Raw genomic sequence first — 23,790 nt, forward strand, 5'->3', positions numbered from 1 at the left:
GCTCGCCAAATATTTCCAAAAGAAAACCGTCAAAACCGTAATGAAAATTACCGGCATCAAGAATGCCATGCCGATCAGAAATAAGATTATCCGCATAGAAATCGCCTCCTTGACCGTAAGGTCGGTTTGTTATCCTCATTGTAGCACGAAATGAAGCGCGCCGCCGACTTGAAACCGAGTTGTACGCCCGCTACAATGAACGCGAGGTGAAACCATGCATTTACTCGCAGCAGGCGACAGCTTAACCTACGGCTTTGACGTGCCGATGCCTTCCCGCTGGCTGACCAAATTGGCCGCGGCGTTACCCGACCTGCAGGTCACCAACTTGGGCATGTGCGGCGCGGGACTGGATCAGGTACTGCAACGCGCCGAACGAACGTTGCGCGAACCCGGCGCGTATGATCTGTTGTTTTTAATGGCGGGCAGCAACGATATCATGCAAGACGCAGAAAACGAGCAGCCGGTGGATATCCGACCGCTCGTCCGAAAAATCACTGCATTCGCGTCCGCTCATGCCGCATTGCCCATCGTCATCGGCATTCCGCCGGAGATTACAAAAGAGGCGATCTACACCGGCTGGCAAAGCGCGCCCGCCTTTCCTTACGCGGTCGCCGCGTTCCAAGAATACGGTGATGCGCTCGTGCGCGCATTTCCGCAGGCGACACTCGATTTTCGCCGTCTTCTTGCCTCCAACGAATACGATGACGGAGTCCATCCGAACATCTACGGCTACGCCAAAATGGCGAAGCGCGCGCAAACTTATTTTGCCCCTTCCCACTCGTAAAGCACGTTGGCCAGGCGCGCGAATTCTTCCAAACTGAATGTTTCGCCGCGGCGACCGCCGTCGATCTCCGCCCGCGCCAACAACGCATCTGCCGTCGCTGACTCATAGCCGGCGGCTTTTATATTATTACGAAACGTTTTGCGGCGTTGCGCGAAGGCGATTTTCACCAGACGGAAAAGTAATTTTTCATCCCGCACGTCCACCGGCGGTTGCTTGCGCGGAATAAACTCCACGACGCTTGAGACGACATTCGGCGCCGGCCAAAACGATTCCGGTTCGACATCGAAAAGCACGTGCGCTTCCGTGTAGTACTGCACCGCGAGCGTGATCGCGCCGTACGCTTTCGTACCGGGGCTTGCCGCCAAACGTTCCGCCACTTCGCGCTGCATCATCAGCACCAGACGCACCAGCGGCAACTTCTGCTCCAAAAGGTACATCAGAATCGGCGTCGTAATATAGTACGGCAAGTTGGCCGCGACGGTAAAAGGTTCATCCCCCATCAGCGCGCGCACGTCCGTTTTCAAAATATCTCCCAGGACAATTCGCACATTCGGATACGCCGCGAGCGTTTCCGCCAAAATTTCCGGCAGTTTCGGATCCAATTCCACCGCCGTGACCTGCGCTCCCGTGCGCGCCAATCCCTGCGTCAGCGTGCCGATGCCGGGACCGATCTCCAAAACACGGTCATCGGGTCCGAGTTCCGCCGCGTCGACAATGTCTTCAACAACCTCGGGACGAATCAGAAAATTCTGTCCCCATTTTTTTTGCATGCGTAAACCGAAATGCTCGGTCAGGCGACGAACCGTTCCTTTGCGTGCGAGTTCATATTCCATCGGTCTGCTCCTCCCGAAGAGCTTGCGCCCATTCTTCACGGGTGACGCCGTAATGATTCAGACGCACCAAAAAACGTTTGGCATTCGCGTAACCGATGCCGAGCCGCGCGCCGAGACGCGCCCGAAGTGCGGCCGCATCATGCGTACCCGCCGCGCCCGCCTGCCACAAATCCGCCACCGTAAAATGCGCCTCATTCGTCGGCGCGACGCTGCGCACTTTGCTGAGAGCGCTGCGAATGGCCTCGGGGCTCGCCTGTTCGATGCCCAAATCATCGTTGGCAATCGCGTCCTCTTTCGGCACGAACGCATGCTTGGCCTCCGGAAAGCGCTGCGTCAAATAGCGACGAATACGCTCCCCCGCGCCGTCCGGATCGGTGAGAATAATAATTCCGCACCGCCGGTACGCCGCTTCAATATCCGAAAGCGTTTCCGGGCTCAGGCCAAATCCGTATGTCGGAATGATTTCCGCATCTACCGCCTGACGCACGCGGGCAATATCCGATTTTCCTTCAACAATAATGACTTCTTTGATTTTCATAATAAAAGTGTAGCATAGCGCGCGGAAAAATTAAACGTGTACGACACGTATTGCGACTTTTTACCACGCCATATCCTTTCCACAAAAAAATCCCGTCAGTCGACGGGATTTTTCAGCTTTCACCCGGAATACGCAACGTGCCGACGATTTCCGAAATATCTTTGACACCTTCCGCATCACACCAGGCGGCCATTTCGCCCGCGATTTTTACGCAGGCTGACGGATCGCGCATCGTCGCCGTGCCGACGGAAACGCAGTCCGCGCCGACCATCATGAATTCGATGGCGTCCAACCCGGTCATGATCCCGCCCAAACCGCAAATCGGAATATGGACCGTTTGCGCGACTTCCCAGACCAAACGCAAGGCCATCGGCTTAACGCACGGGCCGGAAAGTCCGCCGGTGACGTTGCCCAGCAGCGGCCGCCGCGTTTTCGCATCAATCGCCAGACCCATAAAAGTATTGACCAGCGATACCGCATCCGCGCCCGCTTCTTCCACGGCGCTCGCGATGACGCGGATATCCGTCACATTCGGGCTCAACTTCACGACGACAGGAAGCCGCGTGTGTTCTTTGACCGCGCGCGTCACTTCCGCCGCCGCGTGCGGATCAACACCGAAACTCATCCCGCCCTTTTTGACATTCGGGCAGGAAATATTCACTTCCAGAAAATCGACCGGCTCATCATTCAGACGTTCCGCCATGTACGCGTAATCCGCCACCGTATTGCCGGAAATATTCGCCATCACGCGAATGGACGACGCGGCGTGAATCTGCGGCAAAATATCCGTGCAAAACGCTTCTACGCCGGGATTTTCCAAACCTATGCAATTTAAAATTCCGGCCGGCGTTTCGGCAATCCGCACACCCGCATTGCCGCGTCGCGGTTCCCGTGTCAGTCCCTTGACCGATACGGCGCCGACCTGATCCAAGTCAAGATAGGGCGTATATTCGAGTCCGAATCCGAACGTGCCCGAGGCGGCGATAATCGGCGTCGCCATCGTGACCCCGCAAAAATTGACGGCTATATTCGCGCTCACAGGATCACCTCCCGGCTGTCAAAAACAGGACCTTCCTGACATACTTTCGCATGCGTTCTGTCCTTACGATCGCACACGCAGGCGTAGCAGCCGCCGGTGCCGCAACCCATCCGTCGTTCGAACGAAACTTCGCAAGGCACACCGGCCGCATACGCCGCGGCGGCGACTTTACTCATCAAAATGGTCGGCCCGCAGCAAAGCACCCGATCAAACTCGCCGGATGCGAGCAATGCCGGCACAAGATCCACCGCATAACCGTGATGGCCGACCGAACCGTCGTCCGTAGTCAGTAACAAATCATTGATCGTATCGGGAAAATAGTCCTGCCAAAACAGTTCTTCCCGACTGCGACCGCCGATGATGACGGTAGCGGTTCCCGCCGCCGCCTGTTGCGCGGCGAAAAGAATCGGAGCGATCCCCACCCCGCCGCCGACCATCAACATTTTTCCGTCCAGCGTAAATGTCGTGCCGCGCGGACCGAGCGCATCGATTTCATCGCCCGCGCGCATCCGCGTCATCAACTCCGTGCCGCGGCCGACAACGCGATAGACCATTTCGACCAGTCCGTTTTCGCGATCGACGCGCGACGGCGAAAACGGACGCCGCAGCAACGGATCCCAGCCGCGCGCCGTGCGCACGTGTAAAAACTGACCCGGCCGTGTCGTCTGCGCCAAACGCGGCAGCTCCGCCACCAGCCGATACATATCGGCAGAAACGCGTTCATTCGTCCGAATCGGTCCGACTTCAAGCGCGTTCATGACGCCGCTCCTTTTGGTAGTCCTGAATGGCTTTGACGCTCGGCAAATCATTGTTTTTCCGTTCGCGCAACACGCGCACTACTTCGCGCATCGTGTCGAGCGAGGTCACGCAGGGAATACCGAGTTCGACGGCCATTCGACGCAGACGGAAACCTTCGCGTTCCGGACGTTTGCCGTACGTGATTGTATTGACCACCATGTCGACGGAACCGTCACGCAATAATGTCGCGCAAGTGACGTCGCCGCCTTCATGCATTTTATTGACGATTTGTACGGGGATGCCTTTTTCTTCCAAGTAGCTGCCCGTGCCGTGCGTAGCCATAATGTGGTACCCGTGTTCGACAAACTCCGCAGCGAGTTGCGCGGTTTCCTCTTTATCGCGGTCGCTGACCGTAATCAGCACGTTGCCGCCGTCGGGAATGCCCATGTACGCGCCGACGATCGCGCGATACAACGCGTCGGAATACGTTTTGCCGATTCCCATGACTTCACCGGTCGATTTCATTTCCGGTCCGAGCGCGATTTCTACCAGACCAAGTTTAGCGAACGAGAATACCGGCGCTTTGGCCGCTACATAATCGGGCGTCGGCGCCAGCCCCGGCGTGATGCCGAGTTCAGGCAAGGTCTTGCCGACACAAATACCGGTCGCAAGCGCGATCAGGTTGTAACCCGTCACTTTACTCATGAAGGGCACCGTGCGGCTTGAGCGCGGATTGACTTCGATCACGTACAATTTCCCGCCGGCAATGATGTATTGGATATTGACAATGCCGCGAATGTCCAACGCGCGCGCAATGCGTTCCGTATGTTCGACCACTTCATCGATTTTGGCCTGATCAATATGTTGCGGAGGGAATACGGCGATGCTGTCGCCCGAGTGAACGCCCGCGCGTTCGATCTGTTCCATGATGCCCGGGATAAAGACGTTTTCACCATCGCACAACGCATCGACTTCGAGTTCGCGGCCGACGAGGTATTCATCAATCAAAACCGGATGCTCGGACGATGCGACTACGGCTTCCCGCAGGTAGGTATCGAGTTCGCGCGGTTGGTAAACGATCTGCATCGCGCGTCCGCCGAGCACATAACTCGGCCGTACGATCAGCGGATATTTCAATTTTTTGGTGGCTTCGTGCGCTTCCGCAAGCGATGTCACCATACAACCGCGCGGACGTTCGATGTGGAGCGATTCGAGCAATGCGTCGAAGCGTTTGCGGTCTTCCGCCAGATCTACGCCGTCAACATCGGTCCCCAACAAAGGCGCGTTGTGCGCCGCGAGTTTCCCCGCCAAATTAATCGCGGTCTGCCCGCCAAACTGAGTAATAACGCCTTGCGGCTGTTCTTTTTCAATAATCTGGCAAACGTCCTCCGGCACCAGCGGTTCAAAATACAGAGCGTCGGACATATCAAAGTCGGTGGAAACCGTTTCCGGGTTATTGTTGACCATGATGGAACGATAACCGTACCGTTTCAACGCACGAATCGCCTGCACGGAGCAGTAGTCGAATTCCACGCCCTGACCGATGCGGATAGGACCCGAACCGAGAACCATGACGCTGTGTTCCTGCGGAGTGACTTCATCGGCCACGCCGTACGCCGAGTAGTAGTACGGCGATGCCGCATCAAATTCCGCCGCGCAGGTATCGACCATGCGATACGAGGCGGTAATATGTTTCTGTTTGCGCAACGCGGCTACTTCGCTTTCTTCCACATGCGTCAGTTGCGCGATGCGGTGATCCGAAAAGCCGAGGTACTTCGCTAATTCCACATATTCCTGCGTCAAGCCTTCGTTCATCAGCTTGCGTTCGCAGTTGACGATGCGCTGGATCTGCGTGATAAAGAACGGGTCAATCTTGGTCGTGTGGTAAATTTCCTGCACGTCAAACCCACGCCGCAACGCTTCGGCAATGACGAAAAGCCGTTCATCGTCCACGCGCCGTAAAAGCATTTTGATATCGTAGTGGGACAAGTGTTCCAACTTCGGCAAATAGAGCGAATCCGTGCCGGTTTCGAGCGATCTCACCGCTTTCTGCAGACCGGCGGGGACATTCGTCGCCAACGCCATGACTTCGCCGGTCGCTTTCATCTGCGTACCGAGTTCGCGATCCGCCAGATTGAATTTTTCAAACGGCCAGCGCGGAATTTTAATGACGATGTAGTCGAGCGTCGGTTCAAACGCCGCTTTCGTCTTGCCGGTAACGGCGTTTTCGATTTCACCGAGCGATTTGCCGAGCGCCACTTTCGCCGCCACTTTCGCAATCGGATAACCGGTCGCTTTGGACGCGAGCGCGGACGAGCGGCTCATGCGCGGATTGACTTCGATGACATAGTACTGATTCGAATGCGGATCGAGCGCGTACTGAACGTTGCAGCCGCCTTCAATTTCCAAATACCGAATAATATCGAGCGACGCCGTGCGCAACATATGATGCTGCTTATCGGTCAGCGTCTGGCTCGGCGCGATGACGATGCTGTCGCCGGTGTGGACCCCGACCGGATCAATATTTTCCATATTACAAATAATGATGCAGTTGTCATCGCTGTCACGCATGACTTCATATTCCAATTCTTTCCAGCCGGCGACCGAGCGTTCCACCAAAATTTGGTGAATCGGGCTCAGCACCAAACCGCGCTGACCGATTTCGCGCATTTCCGTTTCGTTGTGTACGACGCCGCCGCCGGTGCCGCCCAATGTAAACGCCGGACGAATAATCAGCGGGTAACCGATCGTTTCCGCAAAAGTCAACGCTTCGTTTAACGTGTTGCAAGTGCGGCTTTCCGGCACAGGTTGACCGATTTGCTGCATCGCTTCCTTAAATAATTCGCGGTCCTCCGCCTGCCGGATCGCGTCCATGCGCGTGCCCAAAAGTTCCACGTCGTATTTTTCCAAGATGCCCTTGTCGAAAAGTTCCATCGCGAGATTCAAACCGGTTTGACCGCCCAGTGTCGCCAGAATCCCGTCCGGACGTTCCTGCGCGATGACCGATGTGACAAAATCGAGCGTCAGCGGTTCGATGTACACGCGATCGGCGATATCCGTATCCGTCATGATCGTCGCCGGGTTGCTGTTGATCAGAACGACTTCACAGCCCTCTTCTTTTAACGACAGGCAAGCCTGTGTGCCGGCATAGTCGAATTCCGCGGCCTGACCGATGACGATCGGGCCGGAGCCGATCACGAGAACCTTCTTAATTTCTTTACTCATGCGCGTTCTCCTTTCAGGCTTTTCATCCAATCCGTAAATAAGTATTCGTTGTCCGTCGGTCCCGGCGCCGCTTCGGGATGGTACTGAATGCCCTGAATCGGCAGCGTGCGGTGGCGGAAGCCTTCGATCGTACCGTCATTCAACGAACGGTGCGTAACCACGAGCTCCGCCGGGAAATTTTCTTCACTGACGGCGTAACCGTGGTTTTGCGCCGTCATCGTGATTTTTTTCGTGGCAAGATCGATGACCGGGTGGTTCGCGCCGCGATGACCGAAGGGCAATTTAAACGTGACTGCGCCCAACGCTTGCGCGAGCAACTGATGGCCCATGCAAATACCGAACATCGGCACTTTACCGACGAGCTCACTCAGGGTCTGGATCGTATCGGGTACATCCGCGGGGTTGCCCGGGCCGTTACTGATGAAAACGCCGTCCGGTTGGGTCGCGAGGATCTGCGCCGCTTTGGTCTGCGCCGGCACGACCGTCAGGTGGCAGTCGGCCGCCACGAGATGATCCAGCATGCGCCGTTTAATACCGCAGTCGATGACGGTAACTCGCAACCGGCCTTCGCCCATTTTATAAGCGACCGGCGTTGTCACGCGCGCGATCTGATCCTGCGGCAAAGGATGCGCAAGCGCTTCTTTCACATAATTTTCTTCCGCGGCTGTCGCAAGCACCCCGATCGGTGTGCCTTCTTTACGAATCGCGCGGGTGATCGCCCGGGTATCCGCGCCAATCAGCACCGGAATCTGATTCGCCTTGAAAAATCGGCCCAGCGAATCTTCGCTTTCCCAGTTGCTCGGGAAACGTGTCAATTCCGAAACGATAGCGCCCGAAATCGACGGTCTTTCGCCCTGCCAAATGTGGTGATTGACACCGTAGTTACCGATCAGAGGATAGGTCAACGTCAAAATCTGGTCGGTATAGGAAGGATCCGTGTAGGACTCCTCATAGCCTGTCATCGCCGTATTAAAAACGACTTCCGCCGCTTTACTGTGTCCGCCGACAAGGTAACCCGGAAATTTCCGGCCGTCCGCCAAGTACAGATATCCTTCTTTCATCGTACAGCTCCTTCCCGCATTACCTGTTCACCGTCCACCCACGTCTGCACGGCGCGACCGGTCAGGGTCTTGCCCGCGAACGGAGAAAATAGAGATTTCGTATATAATTTTTCCGGTTTCACCGTCCATTGGCTCTGCGGCGCGATGACGGTAATGTCCGCCGGCGCGCCCGCTTTCAGCACGCCCGCTTCCCTCTGCAAAAGTCGCGCCGGCTGCACGGACATCGCGTCGACCAGCCGCTCCCAGTCGATGTGACCGGGGGTAAGCGCGTACGTAATGACGGCGGCGAGCGATGTTTCCAAGCCGCTCATGCCGTTCGGCGCGCAGCAGAACGGTACGTCTTTTTCTTCATCGGCATGCGGCGAATGATCCGTCACAATCGCATCGATCGTGCCGTCCGCCAGCGCTGCCAGCAGCGCCTGACGATCGTCTTCTTCACGTAACGGCGGCGCCACTTTAAACGCCGCGTCGTAATTTTGAATTTCGGCATCCGTCAGCGCCAAATGATGCGCCGTCACTTCACAGGTAACGCGGACACCGCGTTGTTTCGCCGCCCGAATGAGTTCCACGGCATGCGCGGAGCTCACGTGCGCGATATGAATATGCGCGCCCGTCATTTCGGCAAGCAAAATGTCGCGAGCAACGGCGATATCTTCCGCCGCGCGCGGTCGTCCGACAACGCCCAGCGCCGTCGAAACTTTGCCTTCATGCATAAAACCCTGCGCCGCCATCGTCCAATCTTCCGCATGGTCGATGATCATTTTGCCGTAGGTGTCGGCATATTCCATCGCGCGGCGCATGAAGTCCGCGCTTTCCACATAGTGCCCGTCATCCGAAAACGCCACGGCGCCGGCGAGCGCCAGATCGCCCATGTCGCTTAAAACGCGTCCTTCCAAATTTTGGGAAACCGCGCCGATGATGTCCACTTTCACGCGTCCTTCCGCGCGGGCGCGTTCTTTGACACCGTTAAAAGTGACGAGGTCATCAATGACGGGCGTGGTATTGGCCATAGTGGCAACGCGCGTGAACCCGCCGGCCGCCGCCGCCTGCGTACCGGTTGTCATGGATTCTTTCGCTTCCTGCCCCGGTTCGCGCAAATGCACGTGCATATCAATCAAACCCGGCGTGACGTAGCAATCGGTTACATCAATCACTTCGACGCCGTCGGTCGCCGTAATGGTTTCGCCGACACTGAGTATCTTACCGTCTTCAAAAAGCACATCGCCGACCGCCTTTTGACCTGCGGCGGGATTAATAATCGTGCCGTTCTTAAGCAAGCGCTTCAATGCCGTTACCCCCATTCAATACTTCATTTAAAATAGCCATCCGTACGCATACGCCGTTTTTGACCTGCGTCTGTAAAAAGGCGTTTTGCGCATACGCCAATTCATGCGAAATTTCCACGCCGCGATTAATCGGGCCCGGGTGCATGATCATCGCGTCCGGCGCCACCTCTTGCAACAATGCGCTCGAGATCCCGTAGGTGCGGGCATACTCGCGATTATTCGGAATAAAACCGGCCGCCGCGCGTTCGTTTTGCAAGCGCAAAATCTGAATCGCATCAGCGTCCCGCAGCGCTTCTTTCAGATCCGTGTGCAGGATCGCGCCGAGCTCGGCGAATTCGCGCGGCACCAACGTACGCGGGCCGACCATGTGCACTTCGGCTCCGAGTTTGGTAAAGCCGGCTAGATCGCTGCGCGCGACGCGCGAGTGCAGAATGTCGCCGACGATAACATATTTAAGTCCTTTAATCTTGCCTTTCTGTTCCCGCACGGTGAAGAGATCCAAAAGTCCCTGCGACGGATGCGCGTGCAAACCGTCACCGGCATTGATAACGACCGGAAAATGCGGGAAACGTTTACCGATTTCCACCGCATAGGCCGCGGCGCCCGATGCTTCATGACGCATGACGATCGCGTCCGCCGCCAACGCCGCCACCGTCAACAACGTATCGCGGAGGCTTTCGCCCTTGGTCATTGAACTGGTGCTTTTATTGATGTTAATGACATCCGCCCCGAGGTACTTCCCCGCGAGCTCAAAGGAACTGCGCGTGCGTGTCGAATTTTCCGAAAACACATTGACAATCGCTTTGCCCCGTAATAAATCCGTTTTTTTGGCGCCGCTCGCAATGAATTTCTTCATTGCCAGAGCTTGCGTCAAAATCGCTTCGATTTCCGCCGCCGTGAGTGACGCCAAATCAATCAGCGAACGGCCTTGCCAGTCGACCATGCTGTTGCCTCCTCATGAAAAAAACCTCTTTGTCCCGGGACAAAGAGGTTGCATAGCAAACACAGCTACGACCACCCTTACTAGCCTCACGGGACCAGTTTAAAAGATGCTCTCACCACCGCTCGCAAGCGGTAATGTTTTCTGTACTATTGTACTCATTGCCGGTTCTTTTGTCAATCGTTTTCCTGCTCGCGAGCGACTTGGGAAGCGCCCATGGTGTGCGGTACCAGCCATATCCGTACAGGCAGGAAAGACGCCCCCGCCGGCGTCCATGTAACCGTCACCGTGCTTTCGGTAGGAAACGTTCCGAGATGAATCGTATCCCGCACCGTATCGGTACCGATAGCGCGTTTTTGGTAATGGCCCGCGAGCGATACCGGTCGCCAACGGCCGTTGGCTTCGATTGCCATATCGCCGGCATAGCCTCCTCCCTGCGGATTGAAAAAGAGATCCACCGGCCCCAGTCCGATGAGAGGAATTTTAATGGTATACGTCATGCCGTAATTACCGCGTAAGGTCACTTCGCGTCCGGTGATTTCATCGCGCCCGACAAGATAGGGATCGCGAGTACCGTCGGCCAAATGAATGACACGCATGCCGTCCCGATCCGGACGATACGGTGCGAGCTCGACTTCGCGCGCCGTAGCGGGAAAGGTGCCGCGGTCATGCGCCGCATCGTGTTCTAAGGACGGTAAGTACGCCAAGCGGTGCAACGCGGTGCGTGAAGTGCCAAGCATGGCGACTCGCACATTGACGGGAGCTGACGTTTCCAAGTCCAAAATGCCTGAAATCAATTCACCCGGCTGCACGACAATCCGTTCTTCTTGGAGCAGCAGTTCAGGCCGCCCTTCCGTCAGGCGCAACACCCGCTGCGCCGCCGGCGCGAAAAGTTCTTTGCGCGATAATTCCCGACCGTGGCGGGTATAAAAGCTGTCCGGCATGCCGACTACTTCCCGCGTCACGCCGATCGCCGCGTCAGCGTTTTCGGAGAGCGCATACACCACCAATTGCATCGGCCGCGGAGATCCGTTGACATGGTAAAAGTAAAGCCGTCCATGGCCGTCAATCGTTCCTTGGCAAAGCAGACCTTCCCCCTTGACATACTCCGGACTGTCGGAAAACACCAAGGTCGCGCTGTCATCCCTACGTATCGCCGCCTGCTCTTCCCCTTCATACGGCGCCTGCCAAGAGGATAACTCCGCAGCGGGATACGCTTCCGCCTGACCGTTGACTAACGACGCTACCAGCATTCCGCCGACAATATTGAGCCAATTCTTCCAGGTTTGCTTCATGATTTCCCCCTGTCCTGACCTTGAGCCCGCAATGCGTCCGCAAGATCCGACAATTTTCTGAATCGGTGATACAATCCTGATTTTGTCATTTTTTTATCGGTATAACCGGCCAGTTCCCGAAGCGGCACATCAGGATGCGCCAACCGCAGTTCCGCCGCTTCTTTCAAACGCGGCGGCAAGGTGTGCAGCGGCTGCACGCTGCGGATCAGTTCGATGTCACGCAGCTGTCGCACCGCGGCGTCTACCGTTTTTTGTAAATTGGCCGTCTCGCAATTGACCACGCGGTTGACCTGATTCCGCATATCTTTCAACACGCGGACATTTTCAAATTCCAGTAACGCCTGATCCGCGCCCATAATCTGCAACAACCGCGCCACGCTTTCTCCCGTTTTAAGATAAACGATGTAATCGTCTTTGCGTTCGACGATTCGCCCCTGCAGACGAAAGGTTTTAAGCATGCGCACCAAGGTTTTCGCGAAAGCGACGGACTCCGTGACGAATTCCAAATGGTAATCACCTTGCGGACGATTGACCGAGCCACCGCCTAAAAAAGCGCCGGCCAAGTAAGCGCGACGGGTTTCCCGACCGCGAAACATTTCATCGTCACGGATCTCGGTCACGGGCAGTAATCCCAATTCTTCCAGAAAACGCTGGCCGACCGGTCCCGGTAAAATCGTCAATGTGTAGACATTTTTCTTGCGCAATTTATTGCCGCGCCGCACCATCACCTGCGGCACGATACCGCCCGTTGCTTTGACATAGGTCAGCATTTTGCGCGCCGTCGGATTATGATGCGTCACAAACCGAATGCCCGCGCCGCCGTTCCCCATGACCAGCGATCCTCCCATGCGCAATAAGGCGGTGAGTTCCGCGCGACGGGCATCGACTTCCGTCGGCACCACTCGCGCCAATTCGTCTTTTACTTGTTCGGCAAAGGACATCGCCGCCTCCTTTCTGACGCTTATAAACTGCGATCGAAATAGTAATCCAATAATTGCGGATGAAGATCCGACTGCACCGCGTGCACCATGTTCACAATCGCATCGGCGACCAGGTCCGGCGCATGGCTTACCGTCATACCGTCCGCGATCAGTTTCGCGCGCACGACTTTGACGCCCAGCGCCTGCACCGCTTCGGTGTCGCAGATCACGGGATAGGAACCCATAGCCGCGTAACGTTCGAGCACTTCGCCGGCCGGCTCGTAATCGTTCACCAAGACGTAATCCGCCACTCCCGGCCCGATATGATCGATCAACGCCCGCAAATGATCCGCCACCGTATAACCGTCCGTTTCCCCGGGTTGGGTCATCGCGTTGCAGATATAAATTTTGGTGGCGTCACTGCGTCGTAAGGCGGTCGCAATTTCTGGCACCAAAAGATTCGGTAAAATACTCGTGTAAAGACTCCCCGGCCCAAGCGTGATGACATCCGCCGCTTCGATCGCCTCCAAGGCTGCCGTCACCGCCTGCGGCATATCCGGTAAAATATGCAGCCGTTGAATACGACCGCCGTACTCCGGAATTTCGGACTCACCGATTACGCAGACGCCGTCCGTCATTTCCGCGCGCAAACGCACCGGTTCGGTCGTCGCCGGCACCACTTCCCCGCGCACGTTCAAAATTTCGCTTGCCGCTTCGAGTGCCAAAACGGGATCCTTATATTCTTCCATCAATGCCGCCAGGAAAAGATTCCCCAAACTGTGACCGGCAAGTTCCCCTGTGCCGCCGAAACGGTGTTGGAAAATGTATTCCATCTGACTTTCTTTGTCCGCCATAGCCACCAGGCAGTTACGCAAATCTCCCGGCGCGATAATATCCATTTCCTCGCGCAAACGTCCCGATGAGCCGCCGTCGTCGGCGACGGTGACGATCGCTGTCAGATGGGAGGTTTTCGTTTTCAAACCGCGCAGCAGTTTCGAAAGGCCGGTGCCGCCGCCGATGGAGACGATCGCCGGACCGCGATCCCGCCGCGCGCGCTCCAACATCATCTGACTGACTTTGCCGGAGCCTTCCGGCGCGATACTCTGCAAAATACGCTGCATCAGACGCTGGAACGAGAAAATCATGACCAGCGCGCCGACGATGATCAGGATCGCCCCGACGCCGGCGAGCAATGTGTAATTGTAACGTCCCGTCGTCTCGTAAAGAACGCGGAACAAAAATTCTTCCAGTACGCCGAAAACCTGGTAGTTAATAATTGTTGTCAGACCTAAGACCAAGAACAGAAGTCCTACCGAAAAGAGCAGGACCCAGCGCTTGATGCGCAGCCCCGGATAGAGCCAGCGCCATGCCGAATGCCACATAAGCTACTCCTTTGCCGGCGCGTAATCCTCGTGCACGTCATTTTTAAATAAATCGCGGTGCTCCGTCGACACGCTGTACCCCGCTTCTTTGAAGTGACGGGAAAGCGCTTCGGCTACCCAAACGGAACGATGCATGCCACCGGTACAGCCGACACCGATAATCCACTGTTGTTTACCTTCCTGCTCATAGTGCGGCGTGAGAAAATCGACCAATTCCGTGAGTTTTTGCATGAATTCTTTGGTGACATCCCACTTGCCGATATACTCGCTCACCGCCGGTACCCGTCCCGACGAGTGTTTTAATTCTTCCAAGTAAAAAGGATTCGGCAAGAAACGCACATCCAGCATCATATCCAAATCCAGCGGCGTTCCGAACTTAAATCCGAACGACACCACCGTAATGTTGAACCCTTCCGCCGTGCTGTAATTTTTAAACTGCTGCTGCAACAGACCCTTCAATCCCTGCAAAGAAAGTTCGCTCGTATCGATCACCGAGTTCGCTTGCTCCTTAATGCCACGCAAAAGCGCGCGCTCTTTTTGCAAGCCCTGCAAAATACGATCGCGCGGCGCCAGCGGATGCGCCCGACGGGTTTCCTTATAGCGGCGCACCAGCACATTATCCGTCGCGTCCAAAAAGAGCAGCCGGTAATGGTAACCGCCCGCCGCCAATTGTTGCAGCGCGTCCACGAGCGACGCGAAAAATTCACCGCCGCGAATGTCGACGACCAGCGCCGCGTGCTGGACTTTCGGACCGCCTTCGCGACAGATTTCCGCGAATTTCGGAATCAGTACCGGCGGCAAATTGTCCACACAAAAGTAACCCATGTCCTCCAAAATTTGGAGCGCGCGAGACTTTCCCGCCCCGGACATGCCCGTCATAATAATCAGCTGAAAATCACCGGCCATCATTTGCCTCCAATACATATTTCGCGACTGTTTTCGCGACGCCGTCCTCATTGTTGCTCGGCGCAATATACCCCGCTACCGCTTTCAGTTCCGGCACGGCATTGGCGACCGCCACCGGCCAGCCGACCGCACGCAACAGATCAAAATCATTTTGCGCGTTGCCGAATCCCATCGTCTGTTTCATACCGATACCGTACCGAAGTCCCAGCTGCTCGACGGCGACCCCTTTGCTGACGTGAGGCGCCACCATTTCAAAGAACATCGGCGATGACTGTACAAAGTGCACCCGCCCGGCAAATTTTTCCCGCAATACTTTGGCTATGCGCGCTATTTTTTGCGGATCGGGTTCATTAATCAAAAGTTTCGTCGGCGCGGCTGCTAATGCATCCATTTCAGCACCGATCACTTTCGCTTCGATGCGGCAATGTTTCTCGTAATCGTCAACGCGCCGGTCGCGAAAGCGCACCCACAATTCATCATGCACATAGGCATGTACGAACGCGTCCAACTCGCGCGCCGTCGCCACGATTTCGCGCGCGGTGGCCAGCGGAATCGGCGCATGATATAAAATTTCACCGGAAATGCACTTGGCGATCAAGCCGCCCGAATACGTGACCAGAGGCACATCGCCCAGCCCGAGTTCGGTCGCCAGTTGTCGCGCCGAGCAAAACATGCGCCCGGTCGCCACAACCACCCGAACGCCGGCTGCCAGCGCCCGCGTCAATATGTCATGTGTGTATGGCGAAATCGTCGTGTCGTCATGCAACAGCGTGCCGTCCATGTCGATCGCCAACATACGAATATTTGGATTCACTTCATCACCTCGAGTGTATTATAACACGGAGCGGCGTGTTCCATCTTTCGTTGCCCTTACTTGACAGTCTTTTAACGCGCTTTTGCGCTTCTTTTTACGGCGAGTATTTTGACAAAAAGTTGAGTGTCGCCGAAAGATTTTCTGCGATCTTGTTATACCTGCGCTTTGCTTCGGCAGACGATCGGCAAAATCCGATTGTAAATAACGCAACAAAAAAGCGGCCGAAGCCGCTTTTTTATCATTAGAAGAGATAGGTCGCCTGGATGCGGAACGTATCGTCGAGTTTTGCGCCCGCTTTATTTTTCACATCGAAAACGTAGAACGCTTCCATGTACACGTTTTTCACCGGTACATATTTGAGGCTGGCCATCCAGCCTTCCGCGCCACCGTGTTTTCGATTGTAGTTCTGGCGGAAGTAGCGCGGCGCATTTTTCGGATCGAATGTCCATTCCTCCATCATGCCGGCGAAGTAGGACGCGGTCGATTGGTTACCGTAAATGGCTTCCAGATGCTGTTTGACTTGCGCCTGCGCGCCATCATAGATTGGGTTGTCCGTCGGTTTCCATGAATCACCTTGCAGGAAGTGAGCATCCGCTTGTTGCATGCCGCTCAGGTACGGACGCAGTACTTCCAATTTGTTGCCGCCAAAGTACGAACCGGCATCGCTGGAGAAGTAATCAATACCGACCTGGAAGGAACTCGGATACGCCGGATGCGCGATGCCGAAAGACGCGCCGGCGGTCCAGAGTTTCGGTTTTTCGTTATTCACCATGTTTTTCGCGTTATTCAAAATATAGTCGCCATGAATGTTGACGAACGGATGCGGCCAAACGGACAGGCCTGCGCCGTACACTTTAACGACTTCACCGGTTTTGCTGCTCGGGAGCAAGTGCCAAGCGGTAAAATCGACTTTGCGCTGCTGGTGATAGGCATATTCGAGGAATAACGACTCCGGTGTAAATGCCGAATGATCTTCACGACTCTGAATGTCGTAGGCAGCGAGCATCGGATGGACAAACGGCATGTTCAGGCTCTGTACATTACCGTAGGAAACTTTAACATGGCTGCCCCGCGTCGGGTCCCCTAAAGTCAGACCGATACCGCTGAACGCGTCATTGTAGAAAATACCGGTTACGCCCAAGTCCGCGCGGTATTTACCGAAAACGAGCGAGCCTTTGTCGAAATGATGCTGCGCAAAAAGATATTTGACTTCCAAATTCTCATAGTTATTGTAGTCTTTAAATCCGTCATACCCCGCATCCGTATATGGTTCGCCGTTGAGGTTGAGCGTGGATTCCAAAACCGTGGTCACCGTGGTTTTCGGGCTGACTTGGGCGGCAAATTTAATATCGGCTTTCGCTTCGACACGATCATCACCGCTGCCGTAACCATCACGAATATCCGAATCGCCGGTCTGGTAAGATAAACGAACCGCGCCGCTGACTTTCACATTGCCGACGCGGTCTTCCAGTGCGCTGACACGAACGCCCAGACTGCTGAGCTCTTTCGCAAATTCCGCTTCGAGTTGTTGTAACCGTTGCTGCTGTTCCGCATTCATTCGGTCTTTTTTGACCATCGCGCGGGCGACCAATTGCGCCATTTCGTAACGAGTGATCGCGTTTTCTCCCCGAAACGTCCGATCGGGATACCCTTCGATGATCCCTTCGGCAGCCAACTGCCGTACCGCTTGATACGCCCAATCCTGCGGCGTTACATCACTGAACGGATGCGCTGCCTGCGCGCTTACCACGCCCGCCAACACAAGCAACAATGTTGCGGATTTTAATTTCATAAAATAAACTCCTCTACTCTTCATTCTCAATTAGGTGTCAAAAAGTCTAACAACATTTGACATTTTTATAAATCTTTCCCGTTAATTATAAAGAAAGCATCATGATACGTCAAGACTAAAAACCATTTTTAATTCTCTACGGGAACAGAAACCGTACTTGCCGCGCCGGTATTCTTTTCTGAAAGCGCCGAATATCGTGCCCGACGGTGTGCTGCAAAAATTTTCAAACAGTAAAAAACGTACATGATGGCTGCCTGTTTGTAATACTTTTGCGATCATAAATTGATATCATTTTACGCTCGGATGGTTTTAGCGAATCTGCGCCGACGACAAATCCGGTTTTACGCACGCATTGACGAGTCAAGAATGGTATAATAACAATAAGGTAAGGGGGTATTATGAAAGAAACTTTGTGGCGCCTGCTGGCGCTTTGTTTGGGAGTATTGATGCTGGCGGGTTGCGGCCAAGAGTCCGCGTCCCCTTCCGCGACGCCCATCCCCGTCAAAGTGGGAATGTTGCGGCTGGCCAGTTCCGCGCCGCTTTTCATCGGCATCGAAAAAGGATATTTTGCGGAGGAGGGCATCGCGCCGGAACCGGTCTGGTTTGACGCGGCGCAACCGATCGCGGTCGCGACGGCATCGAACGCCATTGACGTGGGCGCTACCGGTTTGACGGCGGGTCTTTACAATTTGGCGGCGGCCGGACAGGTTCCCTACCTTGTCGCCGATAAAGGCCGGGAAGTTCCCGAACACTCCGGCAGCTTTCTTGTTGTAACGCCGCAAGCGTATGCGACGGGCGTGCACGAGGTGAAAGATCTGGCGGGGAAAACGCTGGGAAATACGCAGGCGGGTTCCACTTACCAGTACATGGCAGGTCATTTGCTGGAGCAGGCAGGCTTGGATCGCGCCGCAGTAAATTATGCGAACCTCGGCAAAGTGAGTGCCGTTTTAGCGGCGCTGACATCGGGACAAATTGACGGCGCGATTGTCAATGAACCCTTTGCCTCCCAGCTGTTGGAAAGCGGTCAGGTAAAATTGCTGACGCCGGTGGGAGAACGCTTGACCTATCAGACCTCAGCCGTTTTTTACGCGCCGCGTTTTGCCCAAAATAATGACGCCGGGAAGCGTTTTATGCGAGCGTATATCCGCGCCTGCAGAGACTACTATGATGCGGTGTTCGCCGACGCACCGGCGGTGACGCCGGCCAAACGTCTGGAAACGGATGCGCGTTTTCGCGAAGTGGTCGAAATCATCAGTCGGTATACGCAAACGCCGGCCGCCGATGTCAGTCGCAGTCTTCCCTACATCGATCGCGACGGTAAACTTGCGACCGATGATATCGCCAAGCAAATTGCCTGGTATCGGGTCAACGGTTTTATGGAACATGACCTCGCGGCCGAAACCTGTATTCGGACACAAAGCTGGCAGGCCGCATATGACAGTTTGAAATAATTACGGAGGTGCGAGATGAAAAACGGATCGCTGTATTTCAAGACCAAAGACGGCACGTCACTCTACGTGGAGATTTCCGGCAAAGGCCGACCGCTGATGTTGTGTCACGGCTGGCTCTGTTCCGGTCGCTGCTGGCAAAAAAATCGTGACGAACTCAATCGCCACTTTCAGGTCATTACTTTGGACTTGCGGGGCCACGGTCGCTCCCAGAAAACATTGGCGGGGCACACGATCCGTCAATATGCTTCCGATATTCACGAAATTATTTTAAATTTCGGTTTGCAGGACGTTATCTTAGGCGGCTGGTCGCTCGGCGGACCGACCGTGCTTTCCTACTGGGACCAGTTCGGTACGGAAGGCCGCGTCACGGGCGTACTGCTGATTGATATGACGCCGTTCCCCTACAGTCCCGAGCGTTGGAACAGTCATGCGCTGAAAGGTTTCAACGCGGATCAATGGAATGCGCAGGTCAACCAATACCTTAACGATCGCGACGGTTTTACCGAAGCGTTTTTCCGTAAATGTTGGCACGGAGAGCCGCCCGTCGATGCGGCGTTTGCTCTCGAGGACATGCGCGCCGCCGCTCCATGGAGCGCGGTCGCGATTTACAACGATTATCTGGCGAATGATTTTTCCGCGGTCTTGCCGACCGTCAGCGTACCGACACTTGTCATGAGTTCGGACAACCACGTCTTCCCCGCCGGCGTTACGCAGGGTCAGCACATCACGACCTTGTTGCCGCGCGGCGATTATAAAGAATTTACCGATGCCGGTCATTTCTTTTTCTTTGAACAGCCGGAAAAATTCAATCAGGCTGTCATTTCCTTTGGGAAGTAATATTGGCAATAAAGAAGTGTATATTATTTAAGGAGGTCTTTTATGAAAATTCAAGTGGATCCGAAGTACCGTTCGTTTTACTACCAGGACGTCGAAACCTATCCGGAGCTGAATCTGGATCCGAAAACAACGGCCTTGTTGCTCGTCGATCTGCAAAACGAATTCGCCCATGATGAAATGGGCGAAGCGCTGGAATTGAAAAAAGAAGGCACATGGGATCGCTGGAAGTATTTCCGCGATCGTTTGAAAACGACGACGATCCCCAACGCGCGACGCCTGCTCGATTATTTCCGCGACCATGAATTGCGCGTCACATTCGGACGAATCGCCTGTTTGCTGCCTGACGGAGAAGATCGGGAAACCGTACAGAAGTCGGACGGCTGGAACGGCATCTTCATTCACGCGGATTCGACGGAAGCCGCGATGGTGGAAGAACTCACCCCGCAAGACAATGAGCTCGTTTTCAACAAAACGACCGACAGCGTGACGACCGGCACGAATATTTGCCGTATTTTGCGCAATATGGGCATTAAAACGGTGGTCGTCGGCGGCATCGTCACCGACCAATGCGTCGCCGGAACGGTGCGCGGCTTAGCGGACGACAGCTTCCAAGTCATTTGCGTAGAAGATGCGTGCGCGGCCGCGACGCAGGAACTTCACGACGCGGAACTGAAAATCATGAATCTGATTTATTGCCAGGTACTCTCGACCGATCAAACGATCGCTCTGCTTGACGAAGCGCGGGAAAAACACGCTAAATAACGCAATAAAAAAGCACACCTTTCGGTGTGCTTTTTTATTTGTCGTTACGCCAGTATGCGCATGATGAACATGGCAATTACGGCATTCAAGATACTGGTCAGCATCAACAGCGGCCAGTATTTCTTTTTGACATCGGCGACCGCGAGCAGTCGACCCATGTACTGCAGCTGCGATCCCATCAGAACCATCGCCGGCAGCAAAATCGTCAAATGCGTGCCGTTCAAAAGGCCCTGCCCCGCGAGCGATACCGCCATGCCGACGCCGGCGGAAAGAGAAAGCCACGCCGTCAAAAGCGCCATGACAGCCTGTCCCGGCAAGCCGAAGATCCCCATGACCGGTCCGAAAATCACGCTCATGAAATCGAGCACGCCCAGAAGATCCAAAATGTGCGCGATCGCAAACGCCATCAAGACGTTCGGGATCATGTTGTTGACCGCGATGTTCCAACCTTTGCGAGCCCCGATGACGAATACGTCAAAAGGATTTTTGCTTTGCGTATCTGTGTTATTCATTGGCAAAATCCTTTCCGTAAACCGTACTTAACATAAAGCGGACAAAGGCGCCGCCGACAAATTTCATGACGAAAATAATTCCCAGCGGCAAAATAACCGGTACGGTCAATACGGCAAACACCGCCGAACCGGTGGCGAAGTAATTACTGATCATGCCCGCGCCGCTGTACTGCCAGGAGGTCATAATCGTGTGTTCCTTATCACTGATCAAGCCTTCATCAAACAATTCTTTCGTCTGCGCCGCGCCGGCATCCGTACTCTGCAAGTCCGTAATCAACGCCAGCCCCGTCAATCCCGGTAAGCCTAAAATCGGTTTCAACAACGGCGTCATCAATTTATGCGCCGCGCGAATCGCGCCGTATTGCGCAAGCACTTCGATCACGCCCAATGCAAGCATCACGGACGGCGCCAACGAAAGCGCGAATAAAAAGCCTTGCCGTGCGGCGAAACCGCCCATACCGAGCCAAGTCGCTTTTTCCGGTACTTTCATCGTACCGTACTTACCGATCAAGGTCGTATAGTCAAACGCGCTCAACCATTTCATACCGTCGACTTTCATCAAAATGCCGGAGAAAAAAATGATTGCCGCAATCAACGCGATGTAAGCGCCGATACCGACTTTACCGCCGAGCAGACGTTCCGCTTCCTGCCGTCGATCTGACTTTGCTGTCGATTCGGCAGGTTGGCCTTGCGGCGCGGCAGTTTTCTGCTTTTCTTCTGCCATCTGCATCCCCTTCCTTCCTGTTAAAAAAACCGCGCGATGCCAAGGCACGCGTCGGGCGGAATAGAATATTCCTAAAAAAATATTACGTCCATTATAACATTTATCATTTGCTTTACCAACATATTTTAGTCGAAAATTAGAATTTGTCCGTTCAGCAGAAGCGATTGTGTTATACTGATGGTACTAAAGGAGGGAATAGTATGGCAAGAGAACAGGATTTTAGGGAATATTTACATACCATCCCGGAGTTTGGGTTGGAGGAGCATAAAACGTCCGAATTCGTGGCCAAAACGCTGCGGGAAGCAGGCTTTGACGCCACGGAAGGACTGGGCGGGCACACCGGTGTCGTCGGTGTTTTCGACAGCGGAAAACCCGGTCCGACGATGGCCGTACGCGCCGACATGGATGCGCTCGGACACATCATCGACGGTAAGCATGTCGCGATCCACAGCTGCGGTCATGACGGCCACACGGCAATGGCGCTGGCGGCCGGCGAAGAAATTATTAAAGAAGGCATCATCAAACGCGGTAAGCTGAAAGTGATTTTCCAGCCGGCGGAAGAAATCGGCCAGGGCGCGTACACAATCGTCGACAGCGGCGTGTTGGATGATGTCGATTATCTGATCGGGCAACATGTCCGTCCGATCCAGGAAGCGAAATTGGGACAGGCGATCGCCGCCCTCTACTACTCGGCAAGCCACACCGTGGAATTCGAAATCAAAGGACAACGCGCGCACGGCGCGCGCCCGCATTTGGGTCACAACGCGCTGCACGCAGCGGCGCTGGCGATTCTCGCCGCCACGGGAATCCAACCGAATCCGGAGCGCTCATTCAGCGTGAAAGCCACCCGCTGCCTCTGTGATTCCGGCGCGACAAACGCGATCCCCGACAAAGTATTGCTCGCTTTTGATATGCGAGCCGGTGATAACGATACCATGGCGGAACTCAATGAAAAAATCAAAATCGCCGTGGAAAACGCCGTCGCCGCTTTTTCCTGCACCTGCACCTGCAAAACATTGATCGATTTGCCGGCCGCCGTATATAACGACGACATGTGCGAACTGTTGGAAGAAAGTATTGCCGAAGTTCTCGGCCGTGAAAACACATTGCCGGCGCAAACTACGCCGGGCGGCGAAGATTTCTGCCACTACGTCATCGCCAAGCCGAATTTGCATGTCGGCTTCTACGGCCTGGGCGCCGATCTCAAACCCGGGTTGCATCAGCCGGATATGCATTTCAATACCGAGGCCCTCACGTACGGCAAAAAAATTCTGAAAACGGCCGTATCCAAAGTACTCGGCGAAAATTCAAAATACAACGGTGAACATAACCGCTAATCTCACAATAAAAAAAGACGAGCTGAGCTCGTCTTTTTTTATTTCTTTTATTATGATTCCGTAATCGCGTGCAACAGATCTTCTATCGCGCCGATCTCCTTGTCCGCGCCCTGGTACCAGGTCAGCGGCGTCACCGTGATCCAGCCGCGATGCAACAAGTAAACATCATCTTCCTGATCCGAATCCGGCAGCGCGCGTCCTTTGACGCGGTAGTAAGTCTGACCGTTTTCGTCCACCGCCGAACTGATCGCGTTTTCATACACCTGCACGCCCTGACGACAAACTTTGACATGATGCCAGTCGATTTCCGGAATATTGGGAATATTTAAATTCAGCAATCCCGGGTATTTGCCTTCCACGAAAACTTTTTGAATAAAGTCGCGGACAAAGGGTACCGCCCGTTCCAAAAACTCTTCATCAAAAGTCTGCCCCGAAACCGCGAGCGACGGGATTTTTTCGTAATGCCCTTCGAGCGCGACCGCCACCGTTCCGGAATACGTCACATCGCTGCCGACATTGTAGCCGTTATTGATACCGGACACCACCAAATCCGGCGGCGTGTCCTGCAACCAATACGCGATGCCGAACTTCGCGCAATCGGCGGGCCGCCCGGT

General features: G+C 54.8%; 22 protein-coding genes. 5 read left to right on the forward strand and 17 right to left on the reverse strand.

The window, feature by feature from the left end; all coding sequences use genetic code 11:
- Positions 1 to 214 precede the first annotated feature (214 nt).
- Positions 215 to 784 carry a GDSL-type esterase/lipase family protein gene (locus tag KH813_RS00710; protein ID WP_303991963.1) on the forward strand — a complete coding sequence of 190 codons (570 nt, stop codon included), beginning with the start codon at positions 215 to 217 and terminating at the stop codon, positions 782 to 784.
- Here KH813_RS00710 and rsmA read toward each other — a convergent pair.
- From rsmA to KH813_RS00780, 14 genes are all read right to left on the reverse strand, one after another.
- Positions 760 to 1,617: a 16S rRNA (adenine(1518)-N(6)/adenine(1519)-N(6))-dimethyltransferase RsmA gene (gene rsmA / locus KH813_RS00715; protein WP_303991964.1), complete on the reverse strand. Its 858-nt coding sequence runs from the start codon at positions 1,615 to 1,617 to the stop codon at positions 760 to 762. The genes KH813_RS00710 and rsmA overlap by 25 nt on opposite strands.
- Entirely contained in the window at positions 1,607 to 2,155 is a 549-nt protein-coding gene (gene rnmV, locus KH813_RS00720) for a ribonuclease M5 (RefSeq protein WP_303991965.1), read from the reverse strand. Before rnmV ends, rsmA begins: the two co-directional genes overlap by 11 nt.
- A 112-nt stretch (positions 2,156 to 2,267) precedes the next feature.
- Positions 2,268 to 3,194 (reverse strand): dihydroorotate dehydrogenase, encoded by a 927-nt coding sequence (locus tag KH813_RS00725; RefSeq protein ID WP_303991968.1) that lies wholly within the window; start codon positions 3,192 to 3,194, stop codon positions 2,268 to 2,270.
- Positions 3,191 to 3,952: a dihydroorotate dehydrogenase electron transfer subunit gene (locus KH813_RS00730; RefSeq protein ID WP_303991970.1), complete on the reverse strand. Its 762-nt coding sequence runs from the start codon at positions 3,950 to 3,952 to the stop codon at positions 3,191 to 3,193. Before KH813_RS00730 ends, KH813_RS00725 begins: the two co-directional genes overlap by 4 nt.
- Positions 3,939 to 7,157 (reverse strand): carbamoyl-phosphate synthase large subunit, encoded by a 3,219-nt coding sequence (carB, locus tag KH813_RS00735; protein ID WP_303991973.1) that lies wholly within the window; start codon positions 7,155 to 7,157, stop codon positions 3,939 to 3,941. The genes KH813_RS00730 and carB overlap by 14 nt, the downstream gene beginning before the upstream one ends.
- A complete protein-coding gene (carA, locus tag KH813_RS00740) occupies positions 7,154 to 8,218 on the reverse strand; it encodes a glutamine-hydrolyzing carbamoyl-phosphate synthase small subunit (RefSeq protein WP_303991975.1) in 1,065 nt (354 codons plus the stop codon). The genes carB and carA overlap by 4 nt, the downstream gene beginning before the upstream one ends.
- Complete coding sequence (locus KH813_RS00745) at positions 8,215 to 9,504, reverse strand: dihydroorotase family protein (RefSeq protein ID WP_303991977.1); 1,290 nt, start codon at positions 9,502 to 9,504, stop codon at positions 8,215 to 8,217. Before KH813_RS00745 ends, carA begins: the two co-directional genes overlap by 4 nt.
- Positions 9,488 to 10,447, reverse strand: coding sequence for an aspartate carbamoyltransferase catalytic subunit (locus KH813_RS00750; protein WP_034437271.1), 960 nt, complete (start codon positions 10,445 to 10,447; stop codon positions 9,488 to 9,490). The genes KH813_RS00745 and KH813_RS00750 overlap by 17 nt, the downstream gene beginning before the upstream one ends.
- 173 nt (positions 10,448 to 10,620) lie before the next feature.
- Positions 10,621 to 11,739, reverse strand: coding sequence for a hypothetical protein (locus KH813_RS00755; RefSeq protein ID WP_303991981.1), 1,119 nt, complete (start codon positions 11,737 to 11,739; stop codon positions 10,621 to 10,623).
- Positions 11,736 to 12,680, reverse strand: coding sequence for a DNA-binding protein WhiA (gene whiA / locus KH813_RS00760; protein WP_303991983.1), 945 nt, complete (start codon positions 12,678 to 12,680; stop codon positions 11,736 to 11,738). The genes KH813_RS00755 and whiA overlap by 4 nt, the downstream gene beginning before the upstream one ends.
- Positions 12,681 to 12,700: 20 nt before the next feature.
- Entirely contained in the window at positions 12,701 to 14,041 is a 1,341-nt protein-coding gene (yvcK, locus tag KH813_RS00765; protein ID WP_303991985.1) for a YvcK family protein, read from the reverse strand.
- Between the two features lie 3 nt (positions 14,042 to 14,044).
- Positions 14,045 to 14,947, reverse strand: coding sequence for an RNase adapter RapZ (gene rapZ, locus KH813_RS00770; RefSeq protein ID WP_303991988.1), 903 nt, complete (start codon positions 14,945 to 14,947; stop codon positions 14,045 to 14,047).
- Positions 14,937 to 15,761: a Cof-type HAD-IIB family hydrolase gene (locus tag KH813_RS00775; protein WP_303991991.1), complete on the reverse strand. Its 825-nt coding sequence runs from the start codon at positions 15,759 to 15,761 to the stop codon at positions 14,937 to 14,939. The genes rapZ and KH813_RS00775 overlap by 11 nt, the downstream gene beginning before the upstream one ends.
- Before the next feature lie 241 nt (positions 15,762 to 16,002).
- Positions 16,003 to 17,553 carry an S-layer homology domain-containing protein gene (locus KH813_RS00780; protein WP_303991994.1) on the reverse strand — a complete coding sequence of 517 codons (1,551 nt, stop codon included), beginning with the start codon at positions 17,551 to 17,553 and terminating at the stop codon, positions 16,003 to 16,005.
- 398 nt (positions 17,554 to 17,951) lie between these two features.
- Between KH813_RS00780 and KH813_RS00785 the strand changes: the two genes are divergently transcribed.
- The 3 genes from KH813_RS00785 to KH813_RS00795 are packed head-to-tail and all read left to right on the forward strand — an operon-like array spanning position 17,952 to position 20,603.
- The gene (locus KH813_RS00785; RefSeq protein WP_303991997.1) at positions 17,952 to 19,004 is read left to right on the forward strand and encodes an ABC transporter substrate-binding protein; all 1,053 of its coding nucleotides are present in this window, start codon (positions 17,952 to 17,954) and stop codon (positions 19,002 to 19,004) included.
- Between the two features lie 15 nt (positions 19,005 to 19,019).
- Positions 19,020 to 19,841 (forward strand): alpha/beta fold hydrolase, encoded by an 822-nt coding sequence (locus tag KH813_RS00790; protein WP_303992000.1) that lies wholly within the window; start codon positions 19,020 to 19,022, stop codon positions 19,839 to 19,841.
- Positions 19,842 to 19,883: 42 nt separating this feature from the next.
- Positions 19,884 to 20,603, forward strand: coding sequence for a cysteine hydrolase family protein (locus KH813_RS00795; protein ID WP_303992003.1), 720 nt, complete (start codon positions 19,884 to 19,886; stop codon positions 20,601 to 20,603).
- A 44-nt stretch (positions 20,604 to 20,647) separates the two neighbouring features.
- Here KH813_RS00795 and KH813_RS00800 read toward each other — a convergent pair whose 3' ends face one another.
- Both KH813_RS00800 and KH813_RS00805 read right to left on the reverse strand, forming a co-directional pair.
- A complete protein-coding gene (locus tag KH813_RS00800) occupies positions 20,648 to 21,115 on the reverse strand; it encodes a YjiG family protein (protein WP_303992006.1) in 468 nt (155 codons plus the stop codon).
- Positions 21,108 to 21,839, reverse strand: a complete 732-nt coding sequence (locus KH813_RS00805) for a nucleoside recognition domain-containing protein (protein WP_303992009.1) — start codon at positions 21,837 to 21,839, stop codon at positions 21,108 to 21,110. The genes KH813_RS00800 and KH813_RS00805 overlap by 8 nt, the downstream gene beginning before the upstream one ends.
- A 200-nt stretch (positions 21,840 to 22,039) precedes the next feature.
- Between KH813_RS00805 and KH813_RS00810 the strand changes: the two genes are divergently transcribed.
- On the forward strand, positions 22,040 to 23,176 hold the full coding sequence (locus KH813_RS00810) for an amidohydrolase (RefSeq protein ID WP_303992012.1): 1,137 nt from the start codon (positions 22,040 to 22,042) through the stop codon (positions 23,174 to 23,176).
- A gap of 50 nt (positions 23,177 to 23,226) precedes the next feature.
- Here the strand turns inward: KH813_RS00810 and surE are convergent.
- A partial coding sequence (gene surE, locus KH813_RS00815; RefSeq protein WP_303992015.1) for a 5'/3'-nucleotidase SurE occupies positions 23,227 to 23,790 on the reverse strand: 564 nt, incomplete at its 5' end.

It is taken from the genome of Negativicoccus succinicivorans, assembly GCF_018373335.1.
GTDB lineage: Bacteria > Bacillota > Negativicutes > Veillonellales > Negativicoccaceae > Negativicoccus > Negativicoccus succinicivorans_A.